Origin of the sequence: Acinetobacter lwoffii (assembly GCF_024129435.1) — a bacterium.
In the GTDB taxonomy this organism is placed as follows: Bacteria; Pseudomonadota; Gammaproteobacteria; order Pseudomonadales; family Moraxellaceae; genus Acinetobacter; species Acinetobacter lwoffii_F.
On the sequence record NZ_JAMXXN010000003.1, the window covers coordinates 69,820 to 91,196 of the forward strand.

Genomic DNA, 21,377 nt, shown 5'->3' on the forward strand with positions numbered 1-21,377 from the left:
CGATCAATTCGGTCGATAAAAGCACTATCGTTTTAAATGATCAACTCACTTTAGAGGCTTCACTGAAAACGACGGGCTGAGCCAGACGGATAATTCGTGGGAAACCGAAATACATGCGTAAATCGCGGATAATCTGCGCGATCTGTTTACGGTTATGCACCACGATATTGACATAGGTTTTGTCATCCTGAGTACGCACCATTTCCACCCCGGAATGCGCTTTACGGCATTGGTAAATCAGGTCGGAAATCTGCTCGTCATTCATGTCCAGGTCAATGCTGAGATAGGCAGTAAAGCTAATATCTTCCAGATCATCAGAGGTCCACTGCAACAACATGATGTTTTCTGGATGCTGATGCTGTTCATGCAGCAGGTTATGACAGCGTGCACGATGCACAATTAGACCGCGACGGGTCAAATGACCCTGAATCGGATCACCCAGCACAGGATTGCAGCAATGTGCATATTTGACATCGACACCTTCGGTTCCCTGAATCAGACGGTCTGAGCTGGCAATATTCTGATGCTGATCTTGGGCAAATAAATGGTTGGCCACCAGTTGCGGTAATAAATCACCGACTGCAATCTGTTCAAATAGCTGTTCCTTGCTGGAAACATGGCGCCACTCCAAGAGGTTTTTCCAGTCTGCTTCAGTCAGATCGCGAATCGAACGATGAAACAGTTTTAGTGCACGATTGAGAGCCTGTTGTCCGACCAGACGCTGTTCGTCTGGATCTTGATCACGCAGAATATTCTGAATAGCACGACGAGCTTTCTGGGTATTAATAAAACTGAGCCAATCTGGGTTCGGAGTTGCAAGGACATCAGTAATGATTTCGACTACCTGACCACTGACTAAAGGCGTTGAAAGCGGCTTAGTTTCATTGTTAATTTTTGCACCAACCGCATGGTTGCCTAGGAATAAACTCGCGGCATAAGCAAAGTCAACCGCCGTGGCGCCTTGTGGCAATTCATGTAAATGGCCGTGCGGGGTATAGACCCAGATTTTTTCCTGATGTAAATAGTCCAGTAATTCACTGAAAGTCGTTTTGGCGCATTCACCATCGACCAGAACATTCAGATTCTGCATCGAGGCCTGAATCGCAGAGCGGCAGGCTTGCGGGGCACTTTCACCGAGTACGACACCAAAGCGTGCCGCTTTACGCATGAGTTCTGTTTGAATGGTGAGCGACAAGGTCGTCTTTTCGCCTTTCAGTCGCATCATCAGGGACTGGTTGCCACCCGGTAATGGACGACGGATATGGTCTTCATAGCTTTGAATCTTAAAGCTATGGGTCAGAATCTCTGCCAGTCGGTCACAATCGGCAATGCTCTGTAAAATAATTTCAAAAGCATGGCTGTGAGTTAATTCTTGTAGATCGATGTCATTTTTAACGAAGTGGCGCAGTAGCTCAATATTGTTATTTTTCTTCTTAATTCGGCCCTGAATGGCATTCTGTTGCAGCAGTTCGGTCAGGTTTTTTTCCCATTTAGCCTGATATTCACAGCGTTTTGGCTTGGTTTCCAACAGGGCGGCCTGCACATTGTTATACATGTCCAGATCTAGATTCTGATAACAAAGATGTTCCAGGTTATCGGCCATTTCATTCATGCCGACAATACGGGCCATGGGAACAAAAATTTCAAAGGTTTCGCGGGCAATACGCGCGCGTTTGTCGGGGCGCAATGCGTCCAAAGTGGTCATGTTGTGATAACGGTCGGCCAGTTTCACAATAATGACACGTGGATCTTGTAAAGTCGCTTGCAGAATTTTCCGGAAAGAAGCCGCTTTATTATATTCTTTATCGCTCGAATGACTCAGTTTGGTGACACCATCGACTAGTTCAGCGACGGTAAAACCAAAAATCTTGCTAATATCATCTTTGTTAAATTCGGTATCTTCAATCACATCATGCAGCAGGGCAGCCATTAAGGTTTCAGTGTCCAAACGCATATGCGCCAAGATACAGCTGACCGCAATCGGATGTAAAATATAAGGTTCACCACTTTTACGCACAATCCCGTCATGCGCCATATCGGCATAATCACAGGCCGCAAGCACACGTTCGACATCGCTTTCACTTAAATACGCATCGATAATGATCTCTAACTGCTGCTTGGCTTGACTGACCTGTGGGCCTGGCATAAAACACCTTTTTCAACTGAATTTTTTACAAATAAAACCTGAAAGCACTTTAGAAATGTGAATTTCCTGGCTTGATGGTTTTTTGCTGCTACAGAGCAGAAAACCCATTCAAACTTGATAGCTAACCCTTATGTTATAACCGTTCTGGCATAAATATAAAAGTCACATAACAAAAAAAGCCTAGTTTAGAACTAGGCTTTTTGAGTGACGATCTCTTATTGGAAAGAAAAACCGTCTAAGTTTAGATTATTTGCAGAAAGTGCAAGATCCAAGCTTGATGTTTGATAATCTTGATCACGTTGTTTCAAAATGTCTTTTGATACATGACCTGAAGCGATTTCACGTAAAGCAACAACAGTCGGTTTGTCATTGTCCCATTCTACAGTTGGTTCAATACCTTGACGTGCCAATTGACGCGCGCGCTTGCTTGCCACTAGTACAAGCTCAAAGCGGTTGTCTACATGGTCTAAACAATCTTCAACGGTGACGCGTGCCATAAGAATTCTCGTTTGAATAATAAATTTTAACAGACTGCACAGTATAAAAGGCTTTGTCTATAGACTCAAGTTTTAATCACTGCTCAGTTGGCGTAATCAGTTTCTGAATTAGTTTTTCATGACGGTTGGCTTGCTGACTCAGCACCAGACGATTGGCGATAATCACCGCTTCCAGGTCATGCAGCGCCTTATTAAAGTCATCATTAATGATGATATAGTCAAAGTTACTATATTGTTGCATATCTTCTACCGCGCAGCTCAGACGATGCTCAATCACATCAACTGCGTCAGTACCACGGTTAGACAGGCGTTCACGCAAATCGAACTGACTTGGTGGCAAGATAAAAATTTGTTTAGATTCAGGAAAAAGTCGACGAACCTGTTGCGCACCTTGCCAGTCAATTTCCAGTAGAACATCATGACCTTTGGCCAGTTGCTCTTTGACTGTGGCTTGCGCAGTACCGTAGTAATTACCAAATACTTCGGCGTATTCGATAAAACCGCCTTCATTGACCAGATTTAAAAAATCGTCTTTGTTGGAGAAATGATAGTGTACGCCATCGAGTTCGCCAGGTCGTTGACCGCGTGTGGTGTGTGACACAGAAACGTGAAGATTGTTGACACGCTCAAGTAGGGCTTTAACAAGGGATGTTTTGCCTGTTCCAGACGCTGCAGAAACGACAAACAAGAGACCCGACATGATATTTTTCCTGATATGATAAAATATCTTCTCTATTTTAGAGTAGAGCGGCTTTAAACTAAATAGTTGTCAGTCGATTGTTTACATTTATTTCAATTGAACCGCTAAAAATGGTGTGAGTATTGAGGATTCTATGGAAATTGTTTTAGCCAACCCACGTGGTTTTTGTGCTGGTGTGGATCGTGCCATTGCGATCGTGAACCGTGCCCTAGAATGCTTTAACCCACCAATTTATGTGCGGCATGAAGTGGTGCATAACAAATTTGTCGTCGATGACCTACGTCAGCGTGGTGCGATTTTTGTCGATGAACTCGATGAAGTTCCTGACGATAATATCGTGATTTTTAGCGCACATGGTGTTTCGAAAGCGGTACAACAAGAAGCCGAACGTCGTGGTCTGAAGGTTTTTGATGCGACTTGTCCCTTAGTGACTAAGGTGCACATTGAAGTGACCAAATATGCCCGTGAAGGTGTAGAGGCAATTCTGATTGGTCATGAAGGCCATCCGGAGGTTGAAGGCACCATGGGGCAATATGACAAAAAAAATGGCGGTGAGATTTATCTAGTCGAGGATGAAGAAGATGTCGCCGCTTTAACAGTACGCAATCCTGAAAAAGTCGCTTTTGTCACGCAAACGACTTTATCAATTGATGATACAGCGAAAGTGATTGATGCCCTTCGCCAGAAATTCCCGATGATTCAAGGTCCGCGTAAAGATGATATTTGCTACGCCACACAAAATCGCCAGGATGCGGTACGTGATCTGGCGGAACGTTGTGATGTCGTACTTGTTGTTGGTTCACCAAATTCATCTAACTCAAACCGTTTGCGTGAACTGGCTGAACGTATGGGTAAGGCCGCTTACCTGGTCGATAATGCCGATGAGCTCAAACAGGAATGGTTTGCAGAAAATATCCAGATTGGGGTAACAGCAGGCGCGTCAGCACCGGAAATTCTGATTAAACAAGTCATTCAGCGTTTACAGGATTGGGGTGCACAAGCGCCTAAAGAGCTGGATGGTCGGGAAGAGAATATTACCTTTAGCCTACCCAAAGAGTTACGTATTCCTGTAACACAGGCTTAGAGTGTTAACTGTTTAACATTCTGTTTCTTATTTAAAAATAAGCAGATAACTGGGAAATGACAGTTATCTGTTTTTTTATGCCTTTTATCTGCTCTGTGTAGGTTTTGTAACTTTAATGCGTATTATTTTAACTGGGTCAAAGTTTTGCCTGGGAGAGAGTATGCAGAAAAATAAAGGATTCACTTTAATTGAGTTAGTTATAGTATTGGTTATTATGAGTATTATTGCTTCAATTGCTGCTCCCAAATTTTCTACAATACAAGAAAATAGACAAGTACAGAAAACGGTTAGAGACTTAGCAAGTGTCTTGACTATAGCTCGTTCGAACTCTGCAATCTATAGAAAGCCGATTACTGTTCATTTGAAAAAAGATGGTCAATCTGATAGTCAGAACATTTACTGGAATAGTGATAATGAAAAAACCGAAATTAAATTTTATACAGCAGAGTGTAAAGACAAAGTATTAAAAGAAAAAAAAGAAAGTTTAGAAACTATAGAATTTAATATTCAAGGGAATGTTAAAGACCTTCAAGGGCATATTTTAATATCAGTAAAAAATAATAAGGCTGAACAGTTTTTGCGATTGACTGCATTTGGTCGCGTAGAGATCTTGCCTGACTCGGGCTTAGGAGGTAAATGCGCATGATCATTAACCAAAAGGGTATGGGCTTGGTAGAAGTTTTAGTTGCTTTAGTTATTCTGGCAATTGCAGTACTTGGTTATTCTATATTGCAAGTAAGAGCGCTAGAAGCCTCTATTGAAGCAACTAAGCGCATACAGGGAATTAATCTTGCAAGGGATTTAGCAGAGAAAATTCGTGCTAATCAACAAGGTTTGTCTAAAGATATTGAAGTAGAGAGAGCGGATAAGCAAGGCAAAGAAAAATTAAACTCTTATGAGGATGCATTTCGGAGTAGCTCAGGCAAGCCATATGATAATTGTTTTAAAGAAAAAAAATGTGATTACCAAAAATTAGCAATAGAAGATGTTAGGCAAATAAAAGCAAAAGCTTCAGAAACTGGTATGAAGATTGCTTTTGAGCCTTGCGATGGTTTAATGCGCGAGCGTTATTGTATCTATGTTGCTTGGGATGAAACTAACCCAAAAAATGGCACAGATAAAAATGATTGTACAAAAGATGGAAGCTATCAATCTAATTCTAAATGTGTGGTGATGGAGGCCTACTAATGAAAAAAAATATTCAAGGTATGTCTCTTCTTGAAGTATTAGTTACTTTATTAATTGGAACACTAGTAGCTGCTGCGGCTTTACAAGTTTTGTTAACCAGTACTTTAAATTATAACATTCAAAAATCTATGTCTGAGTTACAAGATAATGGTAATTTTGGACTGAACTATATTATCCGAGATCTTAAATTGGCAAATTTGGACGCCAATCAAGCAGTTATTAATGATAGGAACAATTATGGTGGTATTGTTTTGACCAGTAGGAGTAGTTATGCCGGTCTGACAGAAGATGAACTTACTGCTCAATCCATGAATTTTCCATCTCATTTGAAAAACAATAGTGATTTAAATTTAGTCTCTAGAACAGGTATCCATACCTCAACTGTAGGTAAAAGTGATCAATTAGTTATTCAGTATCGTGCCTATGAGCCAGATACTTTTGATTGTGAAGGCAATAAGATTGAACAAGAAGAAATTAATCAGGGAACATTTATTGTTCAACGTTATTTTTTAAGAAAAGATGGGGAGGCTTATGCATTAGCTTGTGATGCGGGTCGTTACCAAGCGTTACTCGCAATTCCTGCTTCAGGTATTACTGGTTTGGGTGATAATGGGCAAATTGTTATCAGACGTGTCGATCATTTTAAGTTTCTTCTTGGAATTAAAGAAAATGATAAAGATGAGTATCGTTATTTGTCAGTAGAAGACTATATGGGAGAAGGAAATAAGCTTACTAAAGATGCAGATCCAAGGCCAAGAATTATGTCTATTCAACTTGCGATTTTATCTCGCGGTTATGAACCAATGAATAGTAATGAAACAATACGTACTAAATTTAATATTTTTAATGAAGAAGTTGAAATAAAGGATGATGATAAAAAATATCTTCGGGAAGTTATTACTCAAACTGTAGCACTTCGTAATGGTTATGGGCTTATGGAGGAGCTATGAGAAAATATAAATATCAGAACGGGGCTGCATTTATTGTAGTTATGTTTGTTCTATTACTTGTAACTATTATTGGTGCTGTAGCGATAAAACAAAGCTTAACTGGGTTAAATATTGCGACTAATAGCCAGATTCAGGTGCTTTTGCAGCAAAATAGTGATGCGGCTTTTTTTGCGATTGAACGGGATAATAAAGATAATACTATACTTCAAAGAAATTTAAGTTCTTTAGGAATGCTGGGGCTAGTAAAATCGGATCAATTTTTAAATAAAGAAGTTGTATTCTGCTACAGACCGAAGACAGCTTCAACGATGTTCTCTTTATCAAGAACAAGTATTATTTTCTGGGAAGAGAAAGAAGTAGATGGTAAAAAAGAAATCGTTATTAAAAATAGAGAACTAGGATCAGAGGGATTTTGTAAGCACAGTTCTAATTTTTTCACATCTAAACGAGATGCAGTGATTACTCAAATTGCAGTTAAGAAAGCCAGTCTTAATACTGATGTCCCATTTAAATTCTACCCTATAGGGGTAGACACAACAACCGTTCAGTTAGATCAAGTTCAACCTGTACGAATTATAATAACTTCTGTATTGCCAGGTGCTGCAACAAAATCTTGGACTAAAGATAAAGTTAATGAATGCTTTGAAAATAATATGAATGAAAAAATTCCAGGATATTCAGATAACAATACTGTGACTAAGTGTTTTAGTGATTTGGGTATACCGTATAGCCAGCAGGTGATGGACTATGCAGTCGTTAGTTATGCGAAGCAGGGGGGATGACTATGAAAATTAAATTTAAAAAACCGATAGTAACAGCATGGGTCGCAGGATTGACTACTTTAATCTGTGGTGCAGTTAGTGCAAGTGATATTGAACTATATAAACCTGCCCAGACCTCTAAAACAACCTTAATGTTTATGCTCGACGTGTCTGGTAGTATGGCTTACTGTGATAATCGCGCATCAACAGATTATAAATGTCAATCAGGAGATATATCTCGATTAGACTATTTAAAAACTGGAATGAAAGATTTGCTGAATGGAAATCCTGCAAAAAATATTCAAAAATTAGATGATAATTTATATGTGGGACTAGGTGTATTTAGTGGTACTGCTTCAAGTGGTGATGGTACAGGACGTATTCAAATAGGGGCAAAAAGGTTAGGAGATATTTATAACTACACTTCAGAGCTAGATAAGGAAATATATAGAACTGTCGATAAAAGATCTCGATTATGTTTAGGGGTTTTTGGTTGTTCAGAGTGGGGTCGATGGTCACAGGATTCAAAACAAGAGTGTGATAATTGGGATGATAAAGGTATATGTAAGAGTTGGAAAAATTATTCAAAAACTATAGAAGGTACTTCATATAGTATTTCCGAAGAGCAAACAGAGTGTTCATTTAGTATCATAAACTGTTTACAAGAAAAAAGAACAACAGTTTACTTTTTAAAATCTTCTGCGTCAGGTAGCGTAAAGGAAACTCATCGCAGTAGATTATTAAAAATAATAGATAATATAAATGCACATGGTGGAACACCCACTGCTTTTGCCTATGCAGAAGCTGGTGCTTATATGCTAGGTGAAACCACAGCCGGGGTAGATAATAGCGGTTACAATGCAGCTGTAACAGATGTTAAAAATAGTGGAAAGTATAAAGCACCTGAAACAATGCCAAATGCAACTAACAATAATTCACAATGTTCGGGCTATGGTATTTATTTTCTAACTGATGGTGTACCTGAATATGGGAAAAATGCTGGATCTGTTAATATAATGAAAAAAAGTTTGGGCACCAAAGGGTCATCTTTTAGTTGTTCAGATGCTTCTTTAGGTAAAGAGCATCCTTATTATAATTCTGAAAATAATACCAATAACTGGATTTGTATAGGCGAATATACAAAAGCATTGCTTGACCCAGAAAAGAATCCGCTAAAGGTTTCTATTAAAACAGCAGTCGTAGGTTTTGGTAGTACCATGGATCAAGCCGACCCAAAAGGGAATACTAGGAATGATATTCTGGATGCTCAAGCATGGGGTGCTTTAGGCAAAGGCGGATTTTATAGGGGCAGTGATTCAGCATCAGTTGTCAATAGTGTTAATCAGTTTCTACAAGTTTTAGCGACAAATATTCCTTCAGTTACTACGGGTACAGCTACAATTCCAGTAGATAACCTTGATACACAAATGATCCAGCCTTGGGCATATTTTCCACAGTTTGATCCGCAGCCAGCCAGTACAGTAGTCAGCTGGATAGGGAATGTAAAAAAATTCTCCTCAGAAACAGGGGTTCTTAAAGATCGAGATAATAAGGCTGTCATGAGTAAAGAAGGTATTCTAGCAGATGATGTCTACGATTTTTGGGCTGACCCTGCAATCATCAAAGAAATTACGAAAGGGAGTGGAGCAAATGCAGAGACGATTCGAGTTAAGTTGGGTGGTACTTTAAGTAAAGTTAAATTAGGCAGAACGATTTCTCCTTTTGAGGAAAGAAAAATCTATACAGATCGCGCTAAGATTACAATTTCAGGTGCTGAATCAAGTGCAACTACAGTTAAAAAAGGAGATTTAAACCTTTTAGTGGCTAAGGATTTATATGAATCAAATGCTACGAATAATTTTGTGCAGGACAAAAAACGTGGATATTTGGCTGCGTTATTTGGTTTTGATATCAGTAAAACTATAGCATCAGCCTTAACGATAAGTACGAGTGATACGCCTCATACCAATTTTAAAAACTTTATAACAAATCAGAATAATGCAAAATTACGACAAATGGGTGCAGTAATGCATTCTAAGCCACTTTTAATTACCCAAAGTGGTACTACTTCATATACTGTTGCTACAGATACTTTAACTTATACCAATCGTGATGATTTGATCGTATTTGGATCAACTGCAGGATTGTTGCATGTAGTTAAGGCTGGAAATAATGAAAATGGATATAGCGGCGGAGCTGGGGAAGAGATTTTTGTCTTTGCACCAAGTGAATTGATTGACAAACAACCTCAAGCTTTTTTGAATAATAAAGAACAAGCAGGGGAGCTTCACTATGGTATAGATGGTCCTTGGACTGCTTATACGGAATATGTGACTACAGGTACAGGTATTAACCCTAAAGTTACTGTACAAGGTGGTAAACAATGGATTTATGGCGGTCTTCGTATGGGTGGGAGAAGCTACTATGCTCTGGATTTGTCTGATGTAACTTCTTCAGGTGGGACACCAAAAATTAAGTTTAAGATTGACCCATCAGCATTAGATGCACCAGTAGCATTAACTCACATGGGCGAAAGTTGGTCAAAGCCATTAATAACTTGGGTAAATTGGCAAGGTAAAAGAAAGTTAGTCATGGTAGTTGGCGGGGGATATGATCGTTCCTATGAGAGTCCTGATTATGCTTCGGAACCTTCCAAGGGAGCGGGTGTCTATATATTTGATGCAGATAACGGAAAACTTTTATGGTGGGCCAGTAAACACGCTAACAATACTGCCACAGAGAGTAAAGTTGACGATTTGAAATATAGTGTCGTAAGTCAAATAAAAGCAGTTGATCGCAATAATGATGGATTGACAGACCATTTCTATTTTGGTGATTTAGGCGGTCAGCTTTGGCGTATTGATTGGGGTAACTTATCTACAACTGGTGTTTCCGGCGAGACAGCTCGTGTAACTCGTCTCTTGAATTTAAATGATGGTAAAAACTCACCGCGCTTCTACACTACCCCTACTTTTACTATTCATAATACTGTAAATGATAAGTTAGCTGTGATTACTATTGGATCTGGGGATTTCAGTTCTCCTATGTCAGCAGGAGTAAATCCAAATGATGCTGTTTATGTCATTTTTGATAAAGATGTAACAAAGAGAAATTTACCAGTTTTGAAAACTGATCAGCTAAAAACACGAAATTTAGTCCTAACAGATTTAGTGAAAAACAATAAAACTGACAGTGTAGGAATAGATAAAAATGGCTGGTACTATCCATTACCTTCTAAGTCTCGAATTTTAAATGACCATATAGCGATTGATAATGATTTATATGTAAGTATTTTTAATGCAAATGAAGATATTGATAATAAATCTTGTACAGGAGGCATTCGAGGAAAGAGTACTGCTCAATTATTCTGTCTTCCATATGGAGGTAATCAATGTTTCACAGGTAAATCGCCAGATGGAAAGGATATAGAGTATGACTCTGAATTTGATTTAGGGCGTGGAAATGTAGGGATAAATCTTGGTGGTCTCAAGCGTAATCGGTCTATAATATTGAATGCTCCTAATGACTTAAAATTAAAAGACTATCAAGGGAAAACTCAATTCGTTTCTCAGCGATGGTATGAGCGTTAAGGATTGCATATGCATAACATAAAAGGGTTTACCTTAATAGAATTAATGGTGGTTATAGCCATCTTGTCTATTCTTGCCGCAATCATTGTACCAAGTTATCAAGCTTATATACGTAAGAGTCAGGAAGCAAAAGTAGAATCACACATTCTATTTCTTGCTCAGCAGCTTGAACGATATAAGGCAAGAAATTTCAACTATAAAAATTTCACTGGGACTGCTGACCTACCCATTGGATTCACTCTAAAAATAGTGGATTTGGATAATACAGCTCAATCATTAAGTGGAGCTAATATTTTGGGAAGAGGGTGGATGATTCAAGTTCTCGCCCCTGATAATAAAACGTATAACTATTTAATGTCGAGTGATGGACTTAAATGTAAATCGTTACAATCATCTAAGATTAATTTTAAATGTGCTGATGGGAGTGAATCATGGTGAATAAGTCTCATGGATTTACATTAATAGAAATCTTAATTGTTGTTGTCATTTTAGGAATTTTAGCTGCTATATCTATCCCTAGTTATAATCAATATATTATCAAAGCAAATCGAGTTGATGCTCAAACCACTTTAGTTGACATTGCTTCTAAGATTCAGCGCTATAAAGTTTCTCAAGGAAGTTTATCAAACGGAAGTTCTGTGATTAAACTGACAGATTTAGGGTATCCAGCATTGTTGGAAATTCCACAGAATAGTAAACCCTTATACAAGGTTGAATTATCATCTGTGACAGTAGAGGGAGCATGGGAGTTAATAGCTGAACCAAAAATTTCGACAAAACAGGAAGGTGATGGATGGCTTTGTTTAAATCATAAAGGTGAACAATTCTGGTCTAAAGGAGTTGATGCGTGTAACTTCTCATCAAATTCATCATGGAACTGATAACTAATACCAGATTCAGTAAATCCAAAATTCCACCTAAACACTTTTTAATCTTTCATTCAGGGCAAAGTTCAAGTAAAATACTGCCCTCTATGAAAGGGGTTTGAGCTGTATCGATGGTCGGTACAAGGATAATCCGTAAAAACTATAAGGTTCTATCATGGTTGTTATTCGTCTTGCACGCGGTGGTGCTAAAAAACGTCCGTTCTATCAAATCATTGTGACTGATAGCCGTAATGCACGTGACGGTCGTTTCATCGAACGTATCGGTTTCTTCAACCCTACAGCTCAAGGTAAAGCAGAAAAACTTCGTTTAGATGCTGACCGTTTTGCTCACTGGGTTTCTCAAGGTGCTCAACCTTCTGATCGTGTTGCTTCTTTAGCTGCTCAAGCTAAGAAAGCTGCAGTTGCTGCATAATTTTTATATAAATTAGGTAGTAGCTTGCCCATGACACCAACACAGAATGTTCCCGAAGATCGTATTCAGATTGGACAGTTGCGTTCAGCATATGGATTAAATGGGTGGCTCTGGGTCTATTCCAATACAGAACCTATGAGCAACATATTTGACTATCTGCCTTGGTACATTGAGACCAAAGCAGGTTGGCAAATTGTCGATGTAAAACGTTGGAAACCACATGGTAAAGGCCTGGTTGTTTCGCTGAAAGGTGTGAGTGATCGCACTGCTGCAGACGAACTGGTTGGCTCCAATGTCTGGATCTCTAAATCGCAACTGCCTCAAGCAGGCGTAGATGAGTACTATTGGTCTGATTTAAAAGGTCTAACTGTGTTAGGTCTGGATGATCAGGAACAAGAAGTCAATCTCGGTCAAATTTTTGAGCTGTTTGAAACAGGTGCTAATGATGTAATGGTGGTTCGCGCAACTGCCGACAGCATTGATGGCGAAGAGCGAATGATCCCATGGCATAAAGATGTGGTGCAACGCGTTGATCTTGAAGCTGGTCGTATCTACGTCAATTGGGGCGTAGACTACTAAGAATTTTTCGGAAATACGGGAGTCTGCGATGTTTTTTGCAGTCATTACGCTTTTTCCTGAAATGTTTGAAGCGATTACAGCCTATGGTATTAGCGGGCGCGCAGCAAAACGTGAGTTGATGCAAATTCATTGCATCAATCCTCGCGATTATGCGACGGGCAACTATAAACGGGTGGATGAACGTCCATTCGGTGGTGGTCCGGGTATGGTGATGATGGCTGAGCCTCTGGCAAAAGCAATCCAGCATGCCAAAGAGCTTGCAACGCAAGCGGGTGCAGTTCAGGTTCCTGTGGTGTATATGTCACCGCAAGGAAAGACCTTAAGCGAAACTGCGGTACAGGATTTTGTCAAATATGATGGAATCATTATACTGTGCGGACGTTATGAAGGGGTCGATGAGCGTTTGATCCAGCAATATGTTGATCAGGAATGGTCAATTGGAGATTACGTCTTGTCGGGTGGTGAACTTCCTGCGATGGTTTTATTGGACAGTATTATCCGGAGACTTCCGGGTGCCATGTCTGATGAGCAATCACACGTACAAGACTCATTTGTGGATGGTCTGCTAGATTGCCCACAATATACCAAGCCAGATCATTTTGAAGGTTTGGATGTGCCTGAGGTGTTAAAGTCCGGGCATCATGCCAATATTGAAAAATGGCGGTTTTTGCAGCGATATCAGCGTACACTTGAACGCCGCCCAGAGTTGGTGGAAAAAGTCGAGCTGAACAAGCAGCAGAAAAAATGGCTAAAAGATTTGTAAGATATTGATGAGTGATCATTTCTATCTTCAAGCAAGTACTTAAAATCATTTAAGTATTCTTTAATAGGCTCTTTATGGTTGAGATGGTCAACCATAAAGGGAAAGATAATCGGGTGTATGCGCTTTAGCCTCTATACCCAGCGATGATCAGACCTCTTCTGACTCGCATATATTGGAGATACCCCATGAGCGGTAAGCATCCTTTAGTTCAAGTAATTGAAAACGCACAATTGAAACAAAACATCCCTGCTTTTGCACCAGGTGATACAGTTATTGTTCAAGTTAAAGTAAAAGAAGGCGACCGTGAGCGTTTGCAGGCGTTCGAAGGCGTTGTAATTGCTAAGAAAAACCGTGGTTTGAACTCTGCGTTCACAGTACGTAAAATTTCTAGCGGTGTTGGCGTTGAGCGTGTATTCCAAACTCACTCTCCAATCGTCGCTGGTATCGAAGTGAAACGTCGTGGTGACGTTCGTCGTGCTAAACTTTACTACCTACGTGAATTGTCTGGTAAAGCTGCACGTATTCGTGAAAAATTACCAGCTCGTAAAACTAAAGCTTAATTTTAAGCTTTATACGAGTGAAAAAATGCGCCTTTGGGCGCATTTTTTATGCCTAATTTTTATGTAGATTTATTCGAAATGTTCCTGCAAAGGCAAGATCATAGCATCTAAAATATCCAAGAAAATTTTATGAATAAACATCAGGAATAATACAAAATATCCCCAAGACTGGAATCCTGCATTAAAAAGTTGAATGCAAATAAAACATTGTGTGATAACCAGTAAAATACTGATCCATACATTTGCGATAATATGTCGATGACAAGAGGGGCAATAATAAGGCTCATATTTTTTAAATTGAAAAGGATTAATGACTTTTCGTTTGCAGCAGGGGCAGGTTCTTTTAAATTTGTTTTTGATTTCTATAGAACGTATCTGCATTTATTTTATTTCACACTTATTTTTTTATATTTGATGAATATTTTATATGCAGTTTGATCATGATTAACAAGTAAATTTTAAGAAAAAAATTAGCGAAAAATAAGATAGAAAAGCCTCTGGATGAATAGAGGCTTGGGTGGTTTTATAAACCTTGCAGTTTTAAGCGATTGGCATGTTGACGATAGGCAGCAACCGGATCAGGTGCAAAGGTACCTTTAATGCCAAATAACAAGTTGATTTCATCCAGATGATTCCATGGATAATCATCCCGAATCGTTTTACCAAATTTGGCACTACACACCGACACGATTCCATCATTCGCGCCAGCCTTACTCGCAGAAAGCAGATCCAAGGCTTTCATGGCGGCATCGCTGACATCTAGGGGATTGGTCACGGGTTGATTGCCCGTCATTGAATACAGCGCAATGCCTTGGTCTTTATATTTGCCCTCACCACATAGACTCAGCGAAAGCCCGAGTTTAAAACGCTGGTTAAATTCGACTGTCCCTTCAATCGACGTGCTGTGTCCTGCTGCCAGAGCATTATGTGGGAAAGCTTGACCATCTAAGCCTTGTGCCCACATGATGACGTTACCAAAACTGCTGATCAGGGTATTGAGCAGTTCAGATGTTCTGGTCTGATTGGCAAGTCGCATAACATCAGAAGCGACAATCGTCCCTTGGTTGGCGCCACCCACAGTCATCACTGAGGCTACATGTTGCGGCATCACCCCGGCTGCATAACGCACGCTATGTGCACCATGACTATGACCAATTAAATTCAGTTTTTTGGCGCCCGTGATTGCCATGACTTCTTTGAGTTGCTCTACATATTGTTCACCTCTGATTTCGCTGGAATTGAAAGGTGAGATGCGGGTGGCAAACGCAGTTGAACCATTACGGGCTAAATCTGGCAAAATTTGATACCAATAATCCATGCCCAAGGCATCGAAACCAATGCGATTAAAGCCGACCATGCCATGTGCAAATACAATCGGGTATTGTGTTTTTGCATAATTGGACACGACAAATCTGGTTTCTGCTTGCTGCACATTGGAAGCCTGCACATATTGGCCCGCAAATAACATACAGCATAAGGTTATAAAATGCGTTCTAATTTTCATAAAGTTCCATTTTGGCGGTTTAAAAATTAGAAAATCCCTGTGCATTGGGATGACAGGGATGAGATTGAATTACAGGCCTTGCAATTTGAGCCGGTTGGCATGCTGGCGATAAACATCGACTGGGTCTGGAGCAAAGATATTTTTTAATCCGAGGAACTGGTTCACTTCATCCAGATGGTTCCAGTTGTAGTTATCCCGAATGGTTTTACCGAATTTGGCACTACAGCGGGAGACCAGACCATCATTTTCCTTGCCGCCATCTATGAGTAGAGCTGTAACTTTGAGTGCTGAATCAGGATCGAGCGGGTTGGTGACTTGACCTATACCTGTGAATGAATAATGACGAATATCACCGTCTTTTTCCTTACCTTCACCGCAGGCAGTGGTTGGCATACCGAGCGGATATTTCTGGTTGAATTGAGCAGATCCTGCCAGGGTCAGGCTGCGACCACCAGCCAGAGAATCATGCGGGAAACTGCTCGGATCCAGACTTTGTGCCCAGGTGATGGCCTTAGACACCAGGTTGATACCACCGACTAAAGGCCCTTGTATCGGTGTACCTTCTGCTTGCAGGATCAGGTCTCCAACCGGGGAGCCCTTATGCGGAGCACCGACAGAAGTCAGGGAAGCGACTATTCCATTCCCTGCACCTGCGACATAACGAATGGTCGGGCCGCCATGGGAATGACCGATCAGATTGACTTTCTTTGCACCGGTAATGGCCAGAATTTCATTTACCTGCTCTAAAAGTTGCTCACCCCGAATTTCCGATGAGTTAAAAGGCGAGACGCGTGTTGCCCAGACATTGCCGCCATTACGCGCCAGATCCGGTAAAATCTGATACCAGTAATCCAGCCCAAACTGGTCGGTACCGATTCTGATGAAACCCGCCATACCATGTGCAAAGACAATTGGATATTGGGTCTTGGCATATTGTGAACTGGCTTTTGCTGTGACCTGACTGGCTTGGGTAGATGCCTGAGTGCTGAGGCATGTACCCGCCAGTAGCAGGCCGCTGATTAATGCTCCGAATTTCATTATATTTTCCTCACTTTTGTTGTTTTAAGGGGATGATCCTCATCCGGTTCCGTGAAGTCTCCCTCTACAGCAGAGACTCAGTTGCCTAAGTTTTTTTAATTAATAAAGATGATCTATTCATAAAAATTAGTCATTTATAAGCCTTGCAGTTTGAGCCGGTTGGCATGTTGGCGGTAAAGTGCAATCGGATCTTGTGCGAAGGGGCCCAAAATACCGAAAAACTGGTTTACTTCATCAAAATGATTGTGAGCATAATCCTGACGAATGATTTGGCCATAGCGTCCGCTACACAGCGGCAGAGCACCATCATTGGCTTCTCCTTTCAGGAAACTGCTACCTAAAGTCACGACTGTAGATTCAATCGCATCCAGCAGATTGGTTGTCTGCCGGTTGCCCATCCAGGAATAGTGGTAAATTCCATTTGGCGTGAGTTTGCTACCCTGAGACTGACAATCTTTGGGAATGGCAGAGGAGCCATATTTCATATTGAAAGCCTGAATCGTCTCTGGGTTCATGGCTTCCAGTGCTTCGATCATACTGACCGGATACTGGTTAGCTGTAACCAGATTCATGCTGTGGCCCAGAATCGTACCGATGGCCTGAATAAATGGCTCAAGCAGAGGTGTCTGGCTGGCATTGACAAAAACCGGTGTGCCTTGCATGGCACCTGCAATGGCGGTTAAAGAGGCGGCTTTATGCGGTGCAACGCCCTCGATATATTGAATCGTTGGGCCACCCTGGCTATGCCCAATCAGATTGGCTTTCTTATGGTCTGTCAGTGCCAGTACTTCATCAATTTGCATCAAGAGCTGTTCGCCACGCAGTTCATTGGACGCAACAGCAGACAATTCGGCAGAAAACACCCGTGCACCATGCCGGCTCAGGTCTTGGGGAATCTGATACCAATAATCCAAACCGATGCGATCCGTTCCAATCCGATTAAAACCCAGACCAAAACCATGAACAAAGACCATCGGGTATTTTGTCTTGGCATAACTCGAGAGGACAAAATTGCTTTTATATTGCTGTAATGCCGAGGCTTGCACAGGGCCAGTCAAGATGGAACCCAGCAACAAAAGGTTCAAGTGATAGATTATTTTTTTCATTGCAGCTTCCCGATCACTAATAGGTCAAATAAAAAAGAACCAGAAAAAAGCCTATATTTCAGCTGAAAATACAGGCACTCGGGCGTTATAAACCTTCTAGTTTGAGCCGGTTGGCATGCTGGCGATAGAGGGCGACCGGATCGGGTGCAAACACGCCTTTCAGACCAAACATCATATTGGCCAGGTCAGTATGGTTAAGTTTGTACTGGTCATGAATCACTTTGCCCATGAAAGCGCTACAACGTGACACCATGCCATCATTGTCTTTACTGCCATAAGATAAAGGGCCGAGCTGCATCAGGATCGTATCAATATCCAGAGCATTGGTGGCTTGGGCCACACCAGTCCACGAATAATAATGAATGCCTTTACTATCTTTCTGTTTTAAATTTTTATTGCAGTTTTCTGTAGAAGCCAATACGCCATCTTTGACCACCTGCTGTGCCACTGTGGCATTAAAAGTATTTGAACCGGTCTGGGTCAGGGATTTCATGGAAGCATCAAAATCAATTTCCAGTTCAGGCTTAAACTGACCCAGTGCAATCAATGGTCCAATAATATAATCACCTAAAATGTTAAAGGCGGTACGCGTCAGGCTATTGTTCTGAATATCATCTGCCACTTTGGAGCCATGGTAGGTGCCTGCAACGCCAGTGATAGACGCAATATACTGCGGCTGGGTCGCTGCAACATACAGCACTGTTGGCCCACCATGGGAATGACCAATCAAATTCAGTTTTTTCTTGCCGGTAATTGCCAGAACATCTTCAACCTGCTGAACCAGTTGTTCACCGCGATGCGCCGTTGTATTTGCCGGAGACAATTGTGCCGCAAAGACAGTGGAGCCATTACGTGCCATATCTGGCAGAATCTGATACCAGTAATCCAGCCCGATACTATCGGTGCCAATGCGTGACCAGCCTAGCCAGCCATGCACCATCAAGATCGGATATTGGGTCTTGGCATAGTCAGACCGGGTCTTTTCGATGACTTGTGTTGCACTCGCTGCAGCCTGAGTCTGTGCAGAAAAACTGAATCCCAGAGTTGTCGCTAAAGCCACAGTCAGTAACTGGGCTGTCTTGCTGAAAGTATGCATAGCTGTCCCTTTTTAATTTTATCGTTATTCAAGCAATCATTGCTTTTTGTAGAGTGTCGCAAGCCACAAATCAGATGACGAAAATACAGTTTCGGCCTTCAGTGGCTAAGCAATTTTTCTTTTGAAGAAGCGGTATTTTTTCACTTCAGAGGTCTAAAACCATGTCATTTGGGGACATGCAGGACAGGAGGAATTTACATTGTAAGTATGTGTTTTATGTGCAGATGTATTTAAATAAAAAGTCTTTGAAATCATTAAACTTTGTCTAAGTTCTTTTGTGTAAGTGCGAAATATTTGGAAACAACTATAAAAGAGCATTTTGAGAAAAAATATAAAGTTATCAAAAGGGAGTTTATAAAAAAGCCATCAACAGGTGATGGCTTTTGGGCTTAGTCAGCAAAGGGCAGCTTGGCTCCCTGATCATGAACCTGTTCAAAGGTTTCTACCCGCAGCTGTTCTTGCGGTGTATTAAAATGTTTACTGCGAAGCTGGGCAATCGCTTGCTGTTTGGCGGTATCTGACATGCCGGACTGGGTAATCTGATCCCGTTCATCTAAATAGCCAGTCACCCGATTTTTCCAGTCGCTACGTTGTACGTCCAGTTGTTCCAGTCGTTGTGTGGCTTCAGGACCGACCAGATTTATCCGCATCTGCCGGATTTCATCACGGGAACCGCCCCGGGCTTTAATATCAGCAGTGAGTTTGCGCAGATCTTCCAGTTTATTCAGTTGTTCCAGATTTTCCTGCCAGTCCTGCGGGAGTTGCTGAAACAGTGCTTTGAGCTTTTGGGCTTTTTCAGTCTCAGTCAAGCTTTTGTCTGCCATTACGCTCATCCGGTCCAAGGTATATTCATGATAGGCGTCTTCTGTGCCGAACAAGCCCTCAATTTCATACTTGGAAAAGTATTGCTGGCGCAAATTCTGGGTACTGTTATAGATACTGCGGTAATAGGCAGGATCTTCCTGATTCAGCCCGGCCGGTGCAGTGAGCTGGTCCAAGCCCTGACGGTACTGGAGATAACGATCCCATAAATCCAGAATTTGCGAGAGTGCAGGCTCTTTATGATTCTGGCGAATATAGGCTTTAAAATCCTGTTGGATCTGTTGCAGATTTTTTTCACCGAACTGGGTAATAAAATATTCAAAACAGTTGCGGGTCTGTTCATTCACGAGCAGACGGTTGCTGGCATCTAACTGCATCTGACAGTTGATTTCAGTATCTTGCTGGCTGGCACTGGGGAAAGCTGCATTGGCAGGACCATTGACCAAGAGCGCGGTTTGCTCTGCCTGAGTTTCTGTTACAGGCATTTTTGTCCCAGTATCCGCCTGAGTATTTTCTTTTGGGGACAGCCATAAGATCAGTGTGAGTATGCACAGCACCAGCAAAGTCAGAATGATCCATATTTTATATTTCTGCATATCCTATGCACCTATTTTCTCGTTATTTCATTATTTTTAGATAGTTAAGCTTTTTTAAAAGCGTTGAATTGTTCAAACCGGCTCAATATGCCATAAAAATCATTAGAAACTATAGAAAAGTTGTAAATCCTCTCGCAGGGTTTTACCATGGCGCCAATTTATAAAATGTCTGATTTTTTGCCATGAAAGCATCATCTCCTAAAATTCAGCGCCGTCATCTCAGTGGTGTCTTCCTGCTCAACAAGCCTTTGGGTATCAGCTCTAATGCCGCATTACAAAGAGTCCGCTGGTTGTACCGTGCACAAAAAGCCGGCCATACCGGTGCGCTGGATCCGCTGGCATCCGGTTTATTGCCTGTGTGTTTGGGGGAGGCGACCAAGTTTTCGCATTATTTATTAGATTCGGTCAAGCGTTATCAGACGACCGTATTTTTGGGGCATAGCACCACCACGGGTGATGTGGAAGGCGAAGTGCTTCTGGAAAAAGCGGTTCCTGAACTCTCGGAAGCCTTGATTCAGGACACATTGGCACAGTTTATCGGGGATATCCAGCAAGTGCCGCCGATGTATTCCGCCTTGAAAAAAGAAGGCCGTCCTTTATACGAACTGGCGCGCAAAGGTATCGAGATTGAGCGTGAAGCACGTCCGATTACGATTTTAGCGATTGAGCTTTTATCCTTTACTGAAAATAGTATCACGCTGGATATTACCTGCTCTAAAGGCACTTATATCCGGGTTTTGGGTGAAGATATTGCCAAAACGCTGGGAACTTATGGCCACCTGACTTATCTGCATCGCATTAAAACCGGTCATTTTGATTTGATCCCGAGTTATACCATTGAATATCTGGAAAGCCTGAGCGAAGCAGAGCGTGATGCACTATTGTTGCCGGCCTATGCACCGGTTGATCATTTTCCAAAAGTGCAGGTACCCGAAGGTCGTGCAGAATATTTTAGCCGCGGCATGGAAAGCAATATCGAACATGAAGCAGCTGAACAGGTGCTGGTTTTTGATGGCGAGAAATGTCTGGGGCTGGCAGAAATTACCGACAAAAAACGTCTGGTACCCAAACGCGTCCTGAACCTCTAGTCGAGTCAAT

21 protein-coding genes are annotated in these 21,377 nt (G+C 41.4%); 13 read left to right on the forward strand and 8 right to left on the reverse strand.

The genetic code is table 11. The features are described from left to right. Positions 1-40: 40 nt before the first annotated feature. From NI455_RS02795 to gmk, 3 genes are all read right to left on the reverse strand, one after another. The gene (locus tag NI455_RS02795; protein ID WP_253112272.1) at positions 41-2,146 is read right to left on the reverse strand and encodes a RelA/SpoT family protein; all 2,106 of its coding nucleotides are present in this window, start codon (positions 2,144-2,146) and stop codon (positions 41-43) included. Between the two features lie 215 nt (positions 2,147-2,361). Continuing rightward, complete coding sequence (rpoZ, locus tag NI455_RS02800; protein WP_004281186.1) at positions 2,362-2,643, reverse strand: DNA-directed RNA polymerase subunit omega; 282 nt, start codon at positions 2,641-2,643, stop codon at positions 2,362-2,364. 76 nt (positions 2,644-2,719) lie between these two features. After that, on the reverse strand, positions 2,720-3,343 hold the full coding sequence (gene gmk, locus NI455_RS02805; RefSeq protein ID WP_005248336.1) for a guanylate kinase: 624 nt from the start codon (positions 3,341-3,343) through the stop codon (positions 2,720-2,722). Positions 3,344-3,476: 133 nt separating this feature from the next. Between gmk and ispH the strand changes: the two genes are divergently transcribed. From ispH to rplS, 12 genes are all read left to right on the forward strand, one after another. Beyond that, positions 3,477-4,427, forward strand: a complete 951-nt coding sequence (gene ispH / locus NI455_RS02810; RefSeq protein ID WP_253112273.1) for a 4-hydroxy-3-methylbut-2-enyl diphosphate reductase — start codon at positions 3,477-3,479, stop codon at positions 4,425-4,427. Positions 4,428-4,587: 160 nt separating this feature from the next. Then, a complete protein-coding gene (locus tag NI455_RS02815) occupies positions 4,588-5,073 on the forward strand; it encodes a prepilin-type N-terminal cleavage/methylation domain-containing protein (RefSeq protein WP_253112274.1) in 486 nt (161 codons plus the stop codon). Continuing rightward, positions 5,070-5,615, forward strand: coding sequence for a type IV pilus modification protein PilV (pilV, locus tag NI455_RS02820; protein ID WP_191111831.1), 546 nt, complete (start codon positions 5,070-5,072; stop codon positions 5,613-5,615). Before NI455_RS02815 ends, pilV begins: the two co-directional genes overlap by 4 nt. Then, positions 5,615-6,565, forward strand: a complete 951-nt coding sequence (locus tag NI455_RS02825) for a PilW family protein (RefSeq protein ID WP_253112275.1) — start codon at positions 5,615-5,617, stop codon at positions 6,563-6,565. Before pilV ends, NI455_RS02825 begins: the two co-directional genes overlap by 1 nt. After that, positions 6,562-7,347 carry a pilus assembly PilX family protein gene (locus tag NI455_RS02830; protein ID WP_253112277.1) on the forward strand — a complete coding sequence of 262 codons (786 nt, stop codon included), beginning with the start codon at positions 6,562-6,564 and terminating at the stop codon, positions 7,345-7,347. Before NI455_RS02825 ends, NI455_RS02830 begins: the two co-directional genes overlap by 4 nt. A 2-nt stretch (positions 7,348-7,349) precedes the next feature. Next, on the forward strand, positions 7,350-10,916 hold the full coding sequence (locus NI455_RS02835; RefSeq protein WP_253112279.1) for a pilus assembly protein: 3,567 nt from the start codon (positions 7,350-7,352) through the stop codon (positions 10,914-10,916). A gap of 9 nt (positions 10,917-10,925) precedes the next feature. Continuing rightward, positions 10,926-11,354, forward strand: a complete 429-nt coding sequence (locus NI455_RS02840; protein ID WP_191111834.1) for a type IV pilin protein — start codon at positions 10,926-10,928, stop codon at positions 11,352-11,354. Next, positions 11,348-11,797, forward strand: a complete 450-nt coding sequence (locus tag NI455_RS02845) for a type IV pilin protein (protein ID WP_253112281.1) — start codon at positions 11,348-11,350, stop codon at positions 11,795-11,797. The genes NI455_RS02840 and NI455_RS02845 overlap by 7 nt, the downstream gene beginning before the upstream one ends. A gap of 160 nt (positions 11,798-11,957) precedes the next feature. Then, positions 11,958-12,215, forward strand: coding sequence for a 30S ribosomal protein S16 (gene rpsP, locus NI455_RS02850; protein WP_004281198.1), 258 nt, complete (start codon positions 11,958-11,960; stop codon positions 12,213-12,215). A gap of 30 nt (positions 12,216-12,245) precedes the next feature. Next, a complete protein-coding gene (gene rimM, locus NI455_RS02855) occupies positions 12,246-12,794 on the forward strand; it encodes a ribosome maturation factor RimM (RefSeq protein WP_253112282.1) in 549 nt (182 codons plus the stop codon). Positions 12,795-12,822: 28 nt separating this feature from the next. Then, complete coding sequence (trmD, locus tag NI455_RS02860) at positions 12,823-13,557, forward strand: tRNA (guanosine(37)-N1)-methyltransferase TrmD (RefSeq protein WP_253112283.1); 735 nt, start codon at positions 12,823-12,825, stop codon at positions 13,555-13,557. Positions 13,558-13,742: 185 nt separating this feature from the next. Next, positions 13,743-14,117 carry a 50S ribosomal protein L19 gene (rplS, locus tag NI455_RS02865; RefSeq protein ID WP_004281205.1) on the forward strand — a complete coding sequence of 125 codons (375 nt, stop codon included), beginning with the start codon at positions 13,743-13,745 and terminating at the stop codon, positions 14,115-14,117. Between the two features lie 523 nt (positions 14,118-14,640). On the opposite strand, the gene NI455_RS02870 is transcribed toward rplS, so the two are convergent. The 5 genes from NI455_RS02870 to NI455_RS02890 all read right to left on the reverse strand — a co-directional run bounded on the left by NI455_RS02870 (position 14,641) and on the right by NI455_RS02890 (position 20,279). Further along, complete coding sequence (locus tag NI455_RS02870) at positions 14,641-15,621, reverse strand: esterase/lipase family protein (RefSeq protein ID WP_253112287.1); 981 nt, start codon at positions 15,619-15,621, stop codon at positions 14,641-14,643. A gap of 69 nt (positions 15,622-15,690) precedes the next feature. Continuing rightward, on the reverse strand, positions 15,691-16,659 hold the full coding sequence (locus NI455_RS02875; RefSeq protein ID WP_253112290.1) for an esterase/lipase family protein: 969 nt from the start codon (positions 16,657-16,659) through the stop codon (positions 15,691-15,693). 134 nt (positions 16,660-16,793) lie between these two features. Further along, positions 16,794-17,765 carry an esterase/lipase family protein gene (locus NI455_RS02880; protein ID WP_253112293.1) on the reverse strand — a complete coding sequence of 324 codons (972 nt, stop codon included), beginning with the start codon at positions 17,763-17,765 and terminating at the stop codon, positions 16,794-16,796. A gap of 85 nt (positions 17,766-17,850) precedes the next feature. Further along, positions 17,851-18,861, reverse strand: coding sequence for an esterase/lipase family protein (locus NI455_RS02885; protein ID WP_253112297.1), 1,011 nt, complete (start codon positions 18,859-18,861; stop codon positions 17,851-17,853). Positions 18,862-19,250: 389 nt separating this feature from the next. Continuing rightward, a complete protein-coding gene (locus NI455_RS02890) occupies positions 19,251-20,279 on the reverse strand; it encodes a lipase secretion chaperone (RefSeq protein WP_253112300.1) in 1,029 nt (342 codons plus the stop codon). A 182-nt stretch (positions 20,280-20,461) separates the two neighbouring features. On the opposite strand from NI455_RS02890, the gene truB reads away from it, so the two are divergent. Continuing rightward, entirely contained in the window at positions 20,462-21,367 is a 906-nt protein-coding gene (gene truB, locus NI455_RS02895) for a tRNA pseudouridine(55) synthase TruB (RefSeq protein WP_253112303.1), read from the forward strand. The last annotated feature ends 10 nt before the right edge of the window (positions 21,368-21,377 follow it).